At 68.3% G+C, this 14,842-nt stretch carries 14 protein-coding genes; 5 read left to right on the top strand and 9 right to left on the bottom strand.

From position 1 onward, the window contains the following. Window positions 1–8: 8 nt before the first annotated feature. Complete coding sequence (locus tag AB4120_RS26485) at window positions 9–719, bottom strand: TetR/AcrR family transcriptional regulator (protein ID WP_149136749.1); 711 nt, start codon at window positions 717–719, stop codon at window positions 9–11. A gap of 198 nt (window positions 720–917) precedes the next feature. On the opposite strand from AB4120_RS26485, the gene AB4120_RS26490 reads away from it, so the two are divergent. Then, entirely contained in the window at window positions 918–2,291 is a 1,374-nt protein-coding gene (locus AB4120_RS26490; RefSeq protein ID WP_441643038.1) for a carbohydrate porin, read from the top strand. Between the two features lie 22 nt (window positions 2,292–2,313). On the opposite strand, the gene queF is transcribed toward AB4120_RS26490, so the two are convergent. From queF to AB4120_RS26505, 3 genes are read right to left on the bottom strand one after another with little or no spacing between them, the layout of a single operon-like run. Then, window positions 2,314–3,147 carry an NADPH-dependent 7-cyano-7-deazaguanine reductase QueF gene (queF, locus tag AB4120_RS26495; protein WP_149136748.1) on the bottom strand — a complete coding sequence of 278 codons (834 nt, stop codon included), beginning with the start codon at window positions 3,145–3,147 and terminating at the stop codon, window positions 2,314–2,316. 10 nt (window positions 3,148–3,157) lie between these two features. Then, window positions 3,158–4,738: a threonine ammonia-lyase, biosynthetic gene (gene ilvA / locus AB4120_RS26500; protein WP_441643039.1), complete on the bottom strand. Its 1,581-nt coding sequence runs from the start codon at window positions 4,736–4,738 to the stop codon at window positions 3,158–3,160. Then, window positions 4,735–4,956, bottom strand: coding sequence for a hypothetical protein (locus AB4120_RS26505; protein ID WP_441643040.1), 222 nt, complete (start codon window positions 4,954–4,956; stop codon window positions 4,735–4,737). The genes ilvA and AB4120_RS26505 overlap by 4 nt, the downstream gene beginning before the upstream one ends. Before the next feature lie 42 nt (window positions 4,957–4,998). On the opposite strand from AB4120_RS26505, the gene otsB reads away from it, so the two are divergent. From otsB to AB4120_RS26520, 3 genes are all read left to right on the top strand, one after another. Then, window positions 4,999–5,811, top strand: a complete 813-nt coding sequence (gene otsB, locus AB4120_RS26510; RefSeq protein ID WP_149136747.1) for a trehalose-phosphatase — start codon at window positions 4,999–5,001, stop codon at window positions 5,809–5,811. A gap of 128 nt (window positions 5,812–5,939) precedes the next feature. Then, entirely contained in the window at window positions 5,940–7,697 is a 1,758-nt protein-coding gene (locus tag AB4120_RS26515) for a glycoside hydrolase family 15 protein (RefSeq protein WP_149137590.1), read from the top strand. Between the two features lie 31 nt (window positions 7,698–7,728). Then, window positions 7,729–9,123 (top strand): alpha,alpha-trehalose-phosphate synthase (UDP-forming), encoded by a 1,395-nt coding sequence (locus AB4120_RS26520; protein ID WP_092291779.1) that lies wholly within the window; start codon window positions 7,729–7,731, stop codon window positions 9,121–9,123. A 31-nt stretch (window positions 9,124–9,154) separates the two neighbouring features. Here the strand turns inward: AB4120_RS26520 and AB4120_RS26525 are convergent, their stop codons facing one another. The 5 genes from AB4120_RS26525 to AB4120_RS26545 are packed head-to-tail and all read right to left on the bottom strand — an operon-like array spanning window position 9,155 to window position 13,484. Continuing rightward, window positions 9,155–9,772, bottom strand: coding sequence for a nucleotidyltransferase family protein (locus tag AB4120_RS26525; protein WP_149136746.1), 618 nt, complete (start codon window positions 9,770–9,772; stop codon window positions 9,155–9,157). Beyond that, a complete protein-coding gene (locus AB4120_RS26530; protein WP_149136745.1) occupies window positions 9,769–10,824 on the bottom strand; it encodes an XdhC family protein in 1,056 nt (351 codons plus the stop codon). Before AB4120_RS26530 ends, AB4120_RS26525 begins: the two co-directional genes overlap by 4 nt. Beyond that, on the bottom strand, window positions 10,797–11,360 hold the full coding sequence (locus AB4120_RS26535) for a CoxG family protein (RefSeq protein ID WP_149136744.1): 564 nt from the start codon (window positions 11,358–11,360) through the stop codon (window positions 10,797–10,799). The genes AB4120_RS26530 and AB4120_RS26535 overlap by 28 nt, the downstream gene beginning before the upstream one ends. Beyond that, window positions 11,351–12,583 (bottom strand): vWA domain-containing protein, encoded by a 1,233-nt coding sequence (locus tag AB4120_RS26540; protein ID WP_441643041.1) that lies wholly within the window; start codon window positions 12,581–12,583, stop codon window positions 11,351–11,353. The genes AB4120_RS26535 and AB4120_RS26540 overlap by 10 nt, the downstream gene beginning before the upstream one ends. Window positions 12,584–12,587: 4 nt before the next feature. Beyond that, on the bottom strand, window positions 12,588–13,484 hold the full coding sequence (locus AB4120_RS26545) for an AAA family ATPase (RefSeq protein ID WP_144203141.1): 897 nt from the start codon (window positions 13,482–13,484) through the stop codon (window positions 12,588–12,590). A gap of 204 nt (window positions 13,485–13,688) precedes the next feature. Here AB4120_RS26545 and AB4120_RS26550 point away from each other — a divergent pair, with 204 nt between their 5' ends. After that, window positions 13,689–14,816: a hypothetical protein gene (locus AB4120_RS26550; RefSeq protein ID WP_149136743.1), complete on the top strand. Its 1,128-nt coding sequence runs from the start codon at window positions 13,689–13,691 to the stop codon at window positions 14,814–14,816. Window positions 14,817–14,842 lie beyond the last annotated feature (26 nt).

Consider the following 14,842-nt stretch of genomic DNA (forward strand, 5'->3'; position numbering starts at 1 on the left):
CCATGGCGTTAGGTCGACGAAGGGGATGCGGGCGCGGACAGCCCGTGGGCCAGCAGGGCGGTCACGTGGCGCACCAGCGTGTCGGTGTCGATGGCTTCCGCGCCGGGCAGGCGCTGCCAGATATGGGTGGTGGCCAGCGGCAGCAGCGTCAGGCCGATCAGCGAGACCATGACCAGCGCGGGCTCCAGGCCCGGATTGAGCTGGCCGCGCGCCTGCGCCGCCATCAACGGGCCGGTGATCAGCGTGGCGCGCTGCGTGGCCACGCGCTGCACCAGCCGTTCGCGCAACTGGCCCTCGACGCCGACGATCTCGCGGATCCACAGCCCCGGAAACCACGGCGTGGCCGACGCCACCCGGATCAGCCGGCCCGCAAGGCCCTGGATCAGCGTGCTCACATCAGGCGGCGGGCCATCGCTGGCGGGCGGGGCGCCGCTGAAGACCTGATCGACCAGCGGCAGCAGCCGTTCCTCGAACACCGCTTCCAGCAACTGCTCGCGCTCGCGGAAGTAGTAATGGACCAGCGCCGGAGTCACGCCGGCCTCGGCGGCAATCGCCTTGGTCGATGTGGCGGTTACGCCATGTCTGGCGAACAGGGTTACGGCGGCTTCGATCAGGCGATCGCGCTGGCCGGCATCGGCGCGGGCGGCGGCGGGACGGCCCGGACGTCGGGCGTCCGGGCTGGCCGTAGCTTTGGGTAGGTTGGGCGGCTGGGTTGGCATCGGCGCAGCGGTTCGTATCGGCTGAATATTAATTTTCGAATTAATTAATTCAAGGCACGTTACAAAGTCGACGTGGGGGCACCGTGCTTTTTTTGGTGCGTTGCAACAACCACGGTAGACACGTCAGGAGGGCTTGGCTATGCTTCGCGCCAGTTTCGGATGGCCGCTGTGGCGCATCCGTCCCAGCCGATTTTCCCGATGCCGCGTTTCCGACTGATGGCCTGCGCCGGCCTTGCCTGGGCGACGCTGGCCGCCGCGCCCGGCGCGTTCGCCCAGGACGCCGTTGCCCAGCCTGCCGCTGCCCCCGCCCCTGCCGCCGCCGAGCCCGACACCGAAAGCCCGTTCGCCATCCACGGGCAGACCACCTATATATGGCAGCGCAAGCCGTCCTTTGGCGCCGCGTATTCGGGCGAGAACAGCCTGACCACCGAGCGCGCCAAGAGCTACTCGTTCACGGGCACGCTCGACCTTGGCCTGCGGCTCTGGCAGGGCGCCGAGTTCCACTTCAACCCGGAAGTGGCGCAGGGCGTGCCGTTCTCGGACCTGCACGGCCTGGGCGGGCTGTCCAACGGGGAGTTGGCCAAGACGGCCAGCACCAGCCCGAAGTTCTATCGCGCGCGCGCCTTTATCCGCCAGACCTGGGGCCTGGGCGGCGGGGACGAGAAACTCGAATCGGATTTCAACCAGTTCGCCCGCACCGTGGACAAGCGCCGGGTGGTGCTGACCGCCGGCAACTTCGGCGTGATCGACGTATTCGACCAGAATCCGTACGGCTCGGACCCGCGCACGCAGTTCATGAACTGGTCGTTCATGACGCACGGCTCGTTCGACTATCCGGCCGATTCGCGCGGCTATAACTGGGGCGCGGCGCTGGAGTACATCGGCGATGGCTGGTCGGCGCGCTTCGGCCACTTCCTGCTGCCGCTGGAGTCAAACGGGCGCGAGCTGGACACGCGGCTGTTTCAGCACTACGGCGATGTCCTCGAACTGGAAAAGCGCTACGCGCTGGCCGGGCGCCCGGGCCAGGCGCGGCTGCTGCTGTGGCGGAACCAGGCCAATATGGGGTCGTTCAACGACGCCATCGCCTACGGGCAGGCCAATGGCGTGACGCCGGACCTCGCCGCCGTGCGGCGCGAGCACAGCAAGCTCGGCATCGGCGTGGCGATGGTGCAGGAGGTGACCGATGCGCTGGGGGTGTTCTTCCGCGCCAATATGTCTGACGACAAGACCGAAACCTACGCCTTCACCGAGATCGGCCGGCAGGTGGCCGGCGGCGGCACGCTGAAGGGCACGGCATGGGGGCGGCCCAACGACGAGGTGGGCGTGGCGGTGGCGGCGAACATGCTTGGCTCATCGCACCGGAACTATCTGGCGGCGGGCGGCCTCGGCGCGTTCCTGGGCGATGGCGCGCTGCGCTACGGCCCGGAGCAAGTGTTCGAGATTTATTACAGTTTCGCGGTCTGGAAGACCCTGAGCCTGAGCCCGGACTTCCAGTACATCCGCAATCCCGGCTACAACCGGGACCGCGGACCCGCCAAGTTCTACGGCATCCGCGCACACGCGGAGTTTTGAGGGCGCTTGCCCCCTTGCTGCCTTACTGGCGCGCGTTGCGCCGGTTGTCCGGCCAAGGCGTGTTGAAATTGGTGCGGAACGGGTTGATGTCCAGCCCGCCGCGGCGCGTGTAGCGCGCGTACACGGCCAGCTTCACGGGCTTGCACATGCGCATCACGTCCGTGAAGATCCGCTCCACGCACTGCTCGTGGAACTCGTTGTGATTGCGGAACGAGATCAGGTACTTGAGCAGCCCCTCCTGGTCGATCGGCGCCCCCACGTAGCGGATCTGTACGCTGCCCCAGTCCGGCTGGCCGGTGACCAGGCAGTTCGACTTGAGCAGGTGCGAGACCAGCGACTCCTCCACCGGCGTCTCGTCCTGGTCGGCCGACAGCAGGGTCGGGTCCGGCTCGTAGATGTCGGTCTCGATGTCCAGGCGGTCCAGCAGCAGCCCGTCCAGCTCGCCCATCTTCTGCGTGCCGAGGTCCGCCTCGGTGACCAGCCGCACCTGCACCGTGCCGCCGGTGGCCTCGGAGAGGTCGTGGTGCAGCAGTTGCTGGAGCGCCTCGGCCGAGGCGATCCTGCTCTGGTTGAACGAGTTCAGGTACAGCTTGAACGACTTCGACTCGACGATATTCGGCGTATCGGCCGGAATGATGAAGGTCGCCAGCGCCACCTGCGGCTTGCCCTTCAGGTTCAGCCAGGACACCTCGTAGGCATTCCAGATATCCACGCCGAAGAACGGCAGCGCGCGCCCTTCGGCCAGGCCGATCTCGGTGCGCTTGGGCTGCCGCGGAATCGGGAACAGCAGCGTCGGATCGTATTCCGTCTTGTAGGCCGAGGGCTTGCCCAGCGGCGAGTGTTCGGGGAGCGTCATGATCGCGATCTCAGGACAGGAACAGCTTGTAGACCGGGTTGTCGGTCTCGTCCCAGTGTACGTAACCGAGCGTGGAAAGGAAGTCGCGGAAGGCGCGCTTCTCGTTCTTCGGCACCTGGATGCCCACCAGGATGTTGGAGGCGTCGGCGCCCTGGTTCCGGTAGTGGAACAGGCTGATATTCCAGTTCGGGCTCATGCTCGACAGGAACTTCATCAGCGCGCCCGGCCGCTCCGGGAACTCGAAGCGGAACAGCAGTTCGTCGTGCGCCAGCGGCGAGCGGCCGCCCACCATGTAGCGGATGTGCTGCTTGGCCAGCTCGTTGTTGGAGAGGTCGAGCGTGTCGAAACCGTGGCGGCGGAAGTTGGCGGCGATCTTGTCGCTCTCCGCGCGGCTGGCAATCTGCACGCCCACGAAGATGTGCGCCACGCCCTGGTCGGCGATGCGGTAGTTGAACTCGGTCACGCTGCGCGTGCCCACCTGCTCGCAGAAGCGCTTGAAGCTGCCGCGCTCCTCGGGAATCGTCACGGCGAACACGGCCTCGCGGGCCTCGCCCACCTCGGCGCGCTCTGCCACGAAGCGCAGGCGGTCGAAGTTCATGTTGGCGCCGCAGGCAATCGCCACGAGTTGCTCGCCCTTGAGCTTCTCGCGTTCGGCGTAGCGCTTCAGGCCGGCCACGGCCAGCGCGCCGGACGGCTCGAGGATGCTGCGGGTGTCCTGGAACACGTCCTTCAGGCCGGCGCAGATCTCGTCGGTGTCCACCAGGATGATCTCGTCCACCAGCTCGCGCGTGATGCGGAAGGTTTCCTTGCCCACCAGCTTCACGGCGGTGCCGTCCGCGAACAGCCCCACGTCCTTCAGTTCGATGCGCTTGCCGGCTTCCACCGAGCGCTTCATCGCGTCCGAGTCGAAGGTCTGCACGCCAATCACCTTGATTTCCGGCCGCACGGCCTTGACGTAGGCCGCCACGCCCGAGATCAGCCCGCCGCCGCCAATCGCCACGAAGATGGCGTGGAGCGGGCCCGGGTGCTGGCGCAGGATCTCCATGGCGATGGTGCCCTGGCCGGCGATGACCTCCGGGTCGTCGAACGGGTGGATGAAGGTCAGCTTGTGCTTCTGCTCCAGTTCCGCCGCGTGCAGGTAGGCGTCGCTGTAGGACTCGCCGTGCAGCACGATCTTGACCCAGTCGCCGCCGCGTTCGCGCACCGCATCGATCTTCACCTGGGGGGTGGTCGTCGGCATCGCAATAATCGCCTTGCACTGGAGCCGCGCCGCCGACAGCGCCACGCCCTGCGCGTGGTTGCCGGCGGAAGCGGCGATCACGCCACGCTTCAGCTCGTCAGGCGTCAGCGACGCCATCTTGTTGTACGCGCCGCGCAGCTTGAACGAGAACACCGGCTGGGTGTCCTCGCGCTTGAACCAGACCGCGTTGCCGGTGCGGGCCGACAGCGCGTGCGCGTAGGTCAGCTCGGTTTCCTGCGCCACGTCGTACACCTTGGCGGTGAGGATCTTGCGCAGGTAGTCGGGCGTGGCGGCGCGGGAGGCCTTGGTGGCGGGGGCTGGCTTGGCGGTCTTTGCGGTTTTGGCGGTCATGATGGGCAGGGCGGGGCGCGATAGTCGGGCGGCAAGGCGCGGGCAAAAAAAGCCGGAAAATTCGGCGGAAACCGCCAATGATAATGGATGGCGCCCATCCGGGCGGCACTGGCGTGATGCGGGCGGAACGTGCCCGGTAGCGCCGCGCCGGCGCGTGGCGTGTCGGCGTGGGTGCCGAAAGCGCCACAGCCAGTCCGGGCCGCGATGTAGGACAGCATCGGGTGGACGCTCGTCAAACACACGTGTTACGGTTTAACGCGATGCCCCCGCTACCCCTAATCGAACCCCATATCGCGCTGTTCCTGGACTTCGACGGCACGCTGGCCGACCTCGCGCCGCGCCCCGACCTGGTGCAGGTAGAGCCCCAACTGGTTGGCACGCTGCGTGCGTTGCATACCTGCCTGGACGGCGCGCTGGCCATCATCTCGGGCCGGCCTGTGGCCGAGCTCGACCACTTCCTGCAACCCTTGCGTTTGCCCGCCGCCGGGATTCACGGCGCGGAGTTCCGCAATGGCGGCGAACGGATCATCACGCCCCCGGCGCCCGGCATCGGCGCCTTGCTGCCGCACCTGGAGGCGCTGGTGGCCCGGCACCCCGGCCTGCAACTCGAACGGAAATCCGTCGCCGTGGCCATCCATTATCGCCAGGTGCCGGAACTGGAGCCGCTGGTGCGTGCCGCCGTGGCCGACGTGCTGCGCGACGCGGCCGGCCTGGAGGCGCTGCCCGGCAAGATGGTCGTCGAGATCAAGCCGGCTGGCGTGGACAAGGGCGATGCCATCGCGGCCTTCATGCGCACGCCACCGTTCGCGGGCCGCATGCCGCTGTTTGCCGGCGATGACGTGACCGACGAGGCCGGTTTCGTCGTGGTACGCGAACTGGGCGGCGTGGGCCTGCTGGTGGGCCAGCGCGCCACAGCCGCCACGGCGATGCTGGCCAGCCCCGACGCACTGCGCGGCTGGCTGCACGAATCGGCCCACGCACTGACGCACTGGATGGCCACCCGGGACGCCGCCCCGGATGCGACACCCAGGGACCCCACCATCACACCGACCTTAAGGGAGGATTTGTTGTGAACCAGCCTGCCACTGATCACACAGATTCCGCCGATGCCGCCAACGCCGCGCAGCGGCCCGAGGCGCCGGCAGTCAACACCGACTCGGACACCTCGTGCCGCTACGCCGACCCGTCGCTCTCGCTCGGCATGATCGGCAATTGCGGCTTCTCGGCGCTGGTCGATGGCCGGGGCCGCATCGTCTGGTGCTGCATGCCGCGCTTCGACGGCGACCCGGTCTTCAACGCGCTGCTGGACCCGAGCGAGAACGCCGGCCACTGGGCCATCGAGATCGAGGACTTCGTCGAGGCCACGCAGTGGTATGAGCCGAACACGGCCATCCTGCGCACGCACCTGATCGACAAGCACGACAACTGCCTGGAAATCACCGATTTCTGCCCGCGCTTCTTCCGCCTTGGGCGCTACTTCCGGCCGCTGACGCTGGTACGCCGCATCCGCCCGGTGCGCGGCGCGCCGCGCGTGCGTGTGACCGTGGCGCCGCGCTTCAACTGGGGCCGCAACAAGCCGCAGATGACGCGCGGCAGCAGCCATGCGCGCTTTATCGGCGAAGACATGACGCTGCGCATGACCACCGACGCGCCGCTGGCCTACGTGCTCTCCAACACGCCGTTCCTGGTCACGCGCGGCTACAACTTCATCCTCGGCCCGGACGAGACGCTGACGCAGGGCGTGGAGGAAACCGCGCGGGACTTCGAGCAGGAAACCACCTCGTACTGGCGGCTCTGGACGCGTCGCCTGGCCGTGCCGCGCGAGTGGCAGGACGCGGTGATCCGCGCCGCCATCACGCTCAAGCTGTCGCTGTACGAGGAAACCGGCGCCATCGTCGCCGCCATGACCACCAGCATGCCGGAGGCCCCCGGCAGCGGCCGCAACTGGGACTACCGCTTCTGCTGGCTGCGTGACGCCTTCTTCGTGGTGCGCGCGCTGAACAGCCTGTCCGAAGTCGGCACGATGGAGGACTACCTGCGCTGGCTTTCCAACGTGGTGATGCAGTCGCAGGATGGCCATATCCAGCCGCTGTACGGCATCGGGCTGGAGCGCGAGCTGCCCGAGAGCATTCTCGATCACCTGCCGGGCTATCGCGGCATGGGGCCGGTGCGCGTGGGCAACCAGGCGCAGGAGCATTTCCAGCACGATGTCTACGGCAACGTGGTGCTCGGCGCCGCGCAGGCGTTCCACGACCATCGCCTGCTGCACCGGGGCGGGCCGGCCGAATATGCGCGGCTGGAGGAAGTCGGCGAGCAGGCCGTGCGCGTGTTCGGCACGCCGGACGCCGGCATGTGGGAGCTGCGCACCCGGGCGCGCGTGCACACCTCGTCGGCGCTGATGAGCTGGGCCGCCTGCGACCGGCTGGCCAAGATCGGCGACGCGCTCGGGCAGCCGGCGCGCGCCGCCTACTGGCACGACCACGCCAGCCGCATGAAGAAGCAGATCCTGGAGGAGTCCTGGAGCGAGTCGCGCCAGGCCTTCGCGGAGAGCTTCGGCGGGAAGGAACTCGACGCCAGCGTGCTGCTGATGGCCGAGGTCAACTTCATCGACCCGAAGGACCCGCGCTTCGTCTCCACGGTCAAGGCGCTGGAGGCCTCGCTGTGCGACGGCCCGTACATGCGCCGCTACGAGGCGCCCGACGATTTCGGCAAGCCCGAGACGGCGTTCAACATCTGCACGTTCTGGCGCATCGACGCGCTGGCCCGCATCGGCCGCCGCGACGAGGCGCGCGAGATCTTCGAGGCCATGCTGGCCTCGCGCAACCCGCTGGGGCTGCTTTCGGAAGACACACACCCGGTCACCGGAGAGATGTGGGGCAATTTCCCCCAAACCTACTCGATGGTCGGCCTGATCAACGGCGCCATGCGGCTTTCCGCCCCGTGGGATTCGGTGATTTGACGACAGGATTGGCAACAACAAGAAGCGATCTATGGGAAGACTTGTAGCGGTATCGAACCGGGTTGCCGACCCGCGCAACCACGCGGCGGGCGGCCTGGCCGTGGCGCTCTCCGAGGCGCTGAGCAAGACCGGCGGCCTGTGGTTCGGCTGGAGCGGCCGCGCGGTGGAACCCAGCCACGGCGGCACGCCGGGCGAGGGCGAGCTGCACATCTCACAGGCTGGCAACGTGACGCTGGCCACGGTGGACCTGAGCCGCGAAGACTATGACGCCTACTACCTGGGCTACAGCAACGGCGTGCTCTGGCCGGTGTTCCACTACCGGCTGGATCTGGCCGACTTCGACGCGGGCGGCAACCTGAACGCCTACCGGCGCGTGAACCAGCTGTTCGCGCGCAAGCTGGCGCCGCTGCTCAAGCCGGACGACGTGATCTGGATCCACGACTACCACCTGATCCCGCTCGCGGCTGAGCTGCGCGCCATCGGCTGTAGCCAGCGCATCGGCTTCTTCCTCCACATTCCGTTGCCGCCGCCGCTGATCCTCGCGGCCATCCCCCAGCACGAGTGGCTGATGCGGGCGCTGTTCGCCTACGACCTGCTGGGCTTCCAGAGCCAGGCCGATCTCGACCACTTCTCACGCTACGTGCAGGGCGAGGCCAGCGCCGAGCCGATGGGCGAGTACCGCTTCCGCGCCTTCCACCGCACGGTGCGCGCGCAGGCGTTCCCGATCGGCATCGACGTGGACGAGTTCATCGACCTGGGCCGCGGCGACGAGGCGCGCGAGACCTACGAGATGATGCGCCACCAGTACGCGCGGCGCCGGCTGCTGCTCGGCATCGACCGGCTCGACTATTCGAAGGGACTGCCGCAGCGGCTCAAGGCGTTCCAGGTCTTGCTGGCGGAGTACCCCGAGAACCGCTCCAGCGCCACGCTGATCCAGATCGCGGCGCCCTCGCGCGAATCGGTCGATGCCTATGCCGACCTGCGGCGCGACATGGAGGGCATCACCGGGGCCATCAACAGTGAGTATGGCGAGCTGGACTGGATGCCGGTGCGCTACATCCACCGCTCCACCTCGCGGCGCCGGCTGCCGGGGCTGTGCCGTGCCAGCAGCGTGGCACTGGTTACGCCGCTGCGCGACGGGATGAACCTCGTGGCGAAGGAATACATCGCCGCGCAGGACCCCGAAGACCCGGGCGTGCTGGTGCTGTCCCGCTTTGCCGGCGCGGCGGAGCAACTCAAGGAAGCGCTGCTGGTGAACCCGTACGACACGCGCGCCACGGCGCAGGCGGTGCAGCAGGCGCTGCACATGCCGCTGGCTGAACGGCGGGCGCGGCATGAAAAGCTGCTCGAGCGTATCCGCCAGCAGGACGTGCACTGGTGGAGCCGGGAATACCTGCGGACGCTGATGGAGACCGAGGGCGGCTAAGACCGTCTGGACGATGAAGCCGCCCTGCGGCTTACTTGCCGTGCGGCGCCAGATCGCCCGGGGTGTCGATGTCCCGGAACGGGCCGTCATCCTCGGTCAGGATGCGGGTGACCGGCTGGTCGGTCAGCAAGGCGCGTGCGCCTTCGTCGCCGTCGAGCTTCAGCAGGGCATCGCGCCAGGCGGCGCCGAAGCCGACAGGATGGCCGCGCTTGCCGTCGCGCCATGGCGCGGCGATGGTTTCCGGCGTGGTGATGGTCAGCGCCACGGCGCGTACCAGTTCCATCGGCAGCCACGGCATGTCCGCCAGCGCCACCACCCAGCCGCGTGCCTCGGCGGTGGCCGCCACGCCGGCGCGCAGCGCCACGCCCATGCCAGCCTCGGCATCGGGCGCCTCCACCACGCGGCAGCCGCCGCGCCGCAGTTCCTCGGCCAGTGCCGCGTTGCCGGGCCGCACCACCGCAATCGAATTCGGCAGCGCCGCCGCCAGCGTGCGCGCGCTTCGCCACGCCACGGTGCGGCCGTCGGGCAGTACCTCCAGCAGCTTGTTGCGTGTGCCGGTGGAATCGAAACGCTTGCCGAAACCGGCGGCGAGCAGGATGCCGACCGGCAGGTCGGTCGGCGTCAGCGGGGCGCGTGCGGGCTTCTTCATGACTGTGTGGCCGTGACCGTGGCCGTGGCCGGCAGCACGGGACATTCCGCCTCGCCCGCGGCGATCTCGCGCGCGGCCTTGGCGCCTTCCACCTGGAGGATGTCCGGCAGCGAGACGTGGTTCTTGGCGGCGATGACCTCGGCCAGGATCGAGATGGCGATCTCGGGCGGCGTGCGGCTGCCGATGTAGATGCCCACCGGGCCGTGCAGGCGGGCCAGTTGCAGGTCGGTGAGGTCGAACTCCTTGAGGCGTTCCCTGCGCGCCTGGTTGTTGCGGCGCGAGCCGAGCGCACCCACGTAGAAGGCTGGCGTGCGCAGGGCCTCCATCAGCGCCAGGTCGTCGAGCTTGGGGTCGTGCGTGAGCGCGATCACCGCGCTGCGCTCGTCGAGCTTCATGTCCATGACGGTGTCGTCGGGCATCGTGCGCACCATCGTCACGCCGGGGATGTCCCACGTTTCGGTGTATTCCTCGCGCGGGTCGCAGACCGTGACGTGGAAGCCCAGCCCCACGGCGATCTGGCACAGGTACTTCGACAACTGTCCGGCGCCGATCACCAGCATGCGGTAGCGCGGACCGTGGATGGTCAGCAGCTTGTCACCGTCGAACGCCAGGCCGTCGGTGGCCTGCGCCGGCCCGAGCGTGGCGGCGCCGGTGGCCATGTCGAGCGTGCGCGCGACCAGCCGGCCGCTCTCCACGGCATCGAGCAGTTCGGCGATGCCACTGGCAGCCTTGAGCGGCTCCGCCACCAGTTCGATGGTGCCGCCGCAGGGCAGGCCGAAGCGGTGCGCTTCCTCGGCGCTGATGCCGTACTTGATCGCCTCCGGGCGGCTGGCGTGGATGCCCTCGCGCCGCACGCGGTCGATGATGTCGTCCTCGATGCACCCGCCCGAGACCGAGCCGACCACGAGGCCGTCATCGCGCACGGCCAGCATCGCGCCTTCCGGGCGCGGCGACGAGCCCCAGGTTCTGACCACCGTCACCAGCAATACCCCGTGGTGCGCCTGTTGCCACCGCACGCTGCTCTTCAGGACTTCGAGATCCACGCTGTCCATGATCGTTTCCGCTTCTCGCTACCTTGTTGCTCATCGCCGCCATCCGCTTGCGCGGCGTCGGCTTCCTCGTTGACTGCCTGGCCTTCGGCTTCCTTGCCGCCACTCACCGCCTCAGTGAAGCGCGTGAAGAAGGCCTCGGCCAGCTTGCGCGCGGCGCCATCCACCAGCCGCGAGCCAATCTGCGCGATCTTGCCACCTACCTGCGCGTGCACCACATAGGTCAGGTCGGTCTCGTCGCCTTGATCCACCAGTGAAACACGGGCGGTGCCCTTGCCGAAGCCGGCCGCGCCACCTTGCCCGTCGAACTGGATCGTATAGCTTTCCGGCGCCTGGATGTCACTCAGCACCATGCGCCCCTTGAAGCGCGCCTTGACCGGCCCCACCGCGGCGGTCATCGCCAGCAGGTAGGCGTTTTCGCCATCGGGCTCGATGCTCTCACATCCCGGAATACATTGCTTGAGGACGTCCGTGTCGTTCAAGGCTCCCCATGCCACGTCACGGGGCACGGGCAGGCGCTGGGTCTGGGTCATCTCCATGGGGGGCTTCCTTTGGGCGTTGGGATGAAGGGCCGGCGCGCGTCGTCCGCCAGCAGGGATTCGAGCGCGAACAGGCTGTCGAGGTTGTGTGCGGGGCGCAGCGCGTCCACGTGCGGCAGGATGGCCTGCATGCCGCGCGCCTGCGGCGAGAAGCCGGCGTAGCGCAGCAGCGGGTTCAACCAGATGATGCGGTGCGCAAAACGGCGCAGGCGCGCCATCTCGGCGTCGAGCAGGTCGATGTGTTCCAAATCGATGCCGTCGCTGACCAGCAGCACCGTGGCGCGGCCGGACAGCGTGCGGCGCGCCCACTGGCGGTTGAACTGCGCCAGCGCCGCGCCGATGCGCGTGCCGCCGGCCCAGTCGCGCACCTGGCCGGTGATGAGCGCGACGGCCTCGTCGGGATCGCGCTCGCGCAGCGCCCGCGTGACGTTGGTCAGCCGGGTGCCGAACAGGAACACGTGCATGCGCTCGCGCGACTGCATCAGCGCGTGGCAGAAGTAGAGCACCGCGCGCGAGTACTGGCTCATCGAGCCCGAGATGTCGAGCAGCAGCACCACCGGCGGCTTGCGCTCGGCATGCTTGCGGTATTTCCAGCGCAGCCATTCGCCATGCTGGCGCACGGCCAGCCGCGCGCTGGCGCGCAGGTCGGCGTGGGTGCCGCCGGCGGCGGCGCGCAGCCGGCGCGTGCGCTGGAGCGCCAGATGGGCGCGCCGGGTGCGCACGAGGTGTTGCAGCGCGCGCCATTCCTCGGCGGTCAGCGTCTCGAAATCGCGCTGAGCCAGTCGCTCCTGATCGGAAAACGTCAGCGGGGCGGTGAAGCGCTCCTCGCGGGCGGGCGGGTTGGGCTGGCCGGGCGATGGCGGCGGCTGGCGCGCGGCGAGGGCATCGGCGAGCCGGTTGCTGCGCCTGGGCGGCGGCGCGCCGGCATCCACGCGCGGCAGCAGCATCGCGCGCATCTTGCCTTCCCAGTCCGGGTCGCGCCAGAACAGGTCGAAGGCGGCGTCGAAGAGCGGGCGCTGGTCGGGGCCGGACAGCACCAGCGCGGCCAGCGCGGCGCGCACCTCGCCGCGCGCGCCGATATCGATGTGGCGCAGCGCGTCGAGCGCATCCACGGCATGCGCCGGCGACAGCCCGAAGCCGGCATCGCGCAACAGCCGCATGAAATGCGTGACGTTGCGCGCGAGCATGGGGAGGGCCGGGGTGGCCGGGGTAGCGTGCGGCATGGCGCTAGCGCTCCGGCGGGGCACCGGCGAGCAGTTCGGCCACCGTGGGGCCATCGGCGCGAGCGAGGTCGTCCTGGTATTTCAGCAGCACGCCCAGCGTGTCGCGCACCGACTGGGGGTCCAGTTCGGTCACGCCCAGCGCGGCCAGCGCGCGGCACCAGTCGATCGCCTCGGCAATGCCGGGCGCCTTGAACAGGTCGATGCCGCGCAGCCGGTGGATGAAGTCGATCGCTTGATGCTGCAGCGCCACCGCCGCCTCGGGCGCGCGGGCGGCCACGATCTCCAGCTCGCGCTGGCGGTCCGGGTAGCCCATCCACTGGTAGAGACAGCGCCGCTTGAGCGCGTCGTGCACCTCGCGCGTGCGGTTGGAGGTGACCACGATCAGCGGCGGCCGCTCGGCCCGTACCACGCCAATCTCGGGAATCGACACCTGGTATTCGGACAGCACTTCGAGCAGGAAGGCCTCGAACGGCTCGTCGGCCCGGTCGATCTCGTCGATCAACAGCACGCGCGGCACGCCCGGCGCAGCGGGGTCGGGCAGCAGGGCTTCGAGCAGGGGGCGCTTGAGCAGGAAATCGTCATGATAGAGCGACTGCTGCTCGGGCCGCTCGCCGCGCGCCTCGGCCAGCCGCAGCGCCATGATCTGGCGCGGGTAATCCCATTCGTAGAGCGCGCTGGCGGCATCGAGCCCCTCGTAGCACTGCAGCCGCAACAGCCGCGTACCCAGCGCCGCCGCCATGGCCTGCGCGAGCGCCGTCTTGCCCACGCCGGGCTCGCCCTCCAGGAACAGCGGCCGCTGCATGCGCAGGGCGAGATAAAGCACGGTCGCCGTCTCGCGGTCGGCGAAATACTGCTGGCGGTGCAGCAGGGCGGCGGTGTCGTCGATAGAGGCGGGAAGCATGGGGGGGCGATCCTCGGCGCGATACGTGGGGGGCCAGTCGGGCGCTTCTCTGGAAATAGTATGCGAAATGGCTGGGACTTGCGCGAGATCAGGTCCGGTGTTTTTTACGATGTTTTGCGATTGGCGGGAAGTCGGCCTCTGGTCATGCTGCGCAAGGCCCGGTCCGACCGGGTCACCCGCTGAACAGAAAGAAGGAAAGACACCATGAAGCGCATCCTTTTGCCTTGTCTTCTACTGGGCGCTGCCACGCCGCTCCATGCGGCGGAAGTCGCCCAGTGCCGCGTGGATGGCCACCGTCGGCTCTTCGGCAACTACAATGCCGTGCAGGAACAGGTCTACCACCGGAACTGCGTCAGGTACTTCCGCCCGGGTACCCGGTGGGAGGTGCAGGTCGTGCCGATCGGCAACAACGGCAAGGGCAAGGCGTCCCGCTACAGTTTCCATCAGGGCCTCCGGCTACAGCTGTTCGGTGCCCAGGACAACACGCTGGCGAACGGCAAGCGCGGCCGGCAGGAGGTGTCGAACTGCTTCCTGACGCCGGCGGAATTCGGCAAGCTGTCACCCCAGGAGCAGGCCTTCCGCGAAGCGGCGCACGATATCTTTCGAGACTGCGCGCAGAAAAGCCCACGCCAGATCGACCTCGCTTTCACGCTACGCTTCAATGACTCGCCCGGCGCCCCGTACACCAACTGGGACGCCATCGTCGCCCAGTTCCACGCCGTGGACGACAAGGACCTCTACTGCAAGCCCTACAGCACGCGGGACGCCAACAGCTGCAACCGGAATTCGGGCGAGATAGGCCGTTCGCCGCGCAACGCGCCGGCCTACAACGACCTGATCAAACAAGGCGCCCGCTTCGAAGGCAGCGTCCAGCCGCCGCTGAGCTTCCGCTTCAAGGACGGCTACTTCTCCCTCGTCGCGACCAGCAGCCTGACGGACGCGCACAACCAGCCTACCCAGTACAGCGACGCCACCGGCTGCAACGTCCGCGTCAACACCGTGCGGGTGGGGGATACCAAGCGCTGTGACAACGGCAAGACCGTCACCGTCCTGTACCGCGAGAAATTGGGTGAGGGGGTCATCCGCGCCAACGTGCCGATGGTGTTCCGCGTCCGCGTGAAATGGCCGACCCTGGAAGACCCGACGTCCTCCCTGACGGTCATGGCGACGCCCCCGGGCGGCAGGTCCGTGGACCTCGTACGGGACAGCATCGTGCCGCTCGGTAGCCATAACGACCAGTTTCCGTACTTCAAGGCCGGCGTGTACCGCCAGAACGGCAATACAACGCCGGTCAGCGTCGACGTGGTCGATCTGCTTCAGCAGGCGTTCTGAAGATGGGTGCCTTTCGATGAAAAGAT

The sequence above is a fragment of the Cupriavidus sp. 2KB_3 genome, from assembly GCF_052115685.1.
In the GTDB taxonomy this organism is placed as follows: domain Bacteria; phylum Pseudomonadota; class Gammaproteobacteria; order Burkholderiales; family Burkholderiaceae; genus Cupriavidus; species Cupriavidus campinensis.

What these genes read in the sequence shown, in the direction of transcription:
- AB4120_RS26530 (WP_149136745.1), bottom strand. Translation starts at nt 10,824, where the DNA reads ATGGACAGCGTGGATCTCGAAGTCCTGAAGAGCAGCGTGCGGTGGCAA.
- ilvA (WP_441643039.1), bottom strand. Translation starts at nt 4,738, where the DNA reads ATGACCGCCAAAACCGCAAAGACCGCCAAGCCAGCCCCCGCCACCAAG.
- AB4120_RS26505 (WP_441643040.1), bottom strand. Translation starts at nt 4,956, where the DNA reads ATGCTGTCCTACATCGCGGCCCGGACTGGCTGTGGCGCTTTCGGCACC.
- AB4120_RS26535 (WP_149136744.1), bottom strand. Translation starts at nt 11,360, where the DNA reads ATGGAGATGACCCAGACCCAGCGCCTGCCCGTGCCCCGTGACGTGGCA.
- otsB (WP_149136747.1), top strand. Translation starts at nt 4,999, where the DNA reads ATGCCCCCGCTACCCCTAATCGAACCCCATATCGCGCTGTTCCTGGAC.
- AB4120_RS26520 (WP_092291779.1), top strand. Translation starts at nt 7,729, where the DNA reads ATGGGAAGACTTGTAGCGGTATCGAACCGGGTTGCCGACCCGCGCAAC.
- AB4120_RS26515 (WP_149137590.1), top strand. Translation starts at nt 5,940, where the DNA reads ATGATCGGCAATTGCGGCTTCTCGGCGCTGGTCGATGGCCGGGGCCGC.
- AB4120_RS26485 (WP_149136749.1), bottom strand. Translation starts at nt 719, where the DNA reads ATGCCAACCCAGCCGCCCAACCTACCCAAAGCTACGGCCAGCCCGGAC.
- AB4120_RS26545 (WP_144203141.1), bottom strand. Translation starts at nt 13,484, where the DNA reads ATGCTTCCCGCCTCTATCGACGACACCGCCGCCCTGCTGCACCGCCAG.
- queF (WP_149136748.1), bottom strand. Translation starts at nt 3,147, where the DNA reads ATGACGCTCCCCGAACACTCGCCGCTGGGCAAGCCCTCGGCCTACAAG.
- AB4120_RS26540 (WP_441643041.1), bottom strand. Translation starts at nt 12,583, where the DNA reads ATGCCGCACGCTACCCCGGCCACCCCGGCCCTCCCCATGCTCGCGCGC.
- AB4120_RS26490 (WP_441643038.1), top strand. Translation starts at nt 918, where the DNA reads ATGCCGCGTTTCCGACTGATGGCCTGCGCCGGCCTTGCCTGGGCGACG.
- AB4120_RS26525 (WP_149136746.1), bottom strand. Translation starts at nt 9,772, where the DNA reads ATGAAGAAGCCCGCACGCGCCCCGCTGACGCCGACCGACCTGCCGGTC.
- AB4120_RS26550 (WP_149136743.1), top strand. Translation starts at nt 13,689, where the DNA reads ATGAAGCGCATCCTTTTGCCTTGTCTTCTACTGGGCGCTGCCACGCCG.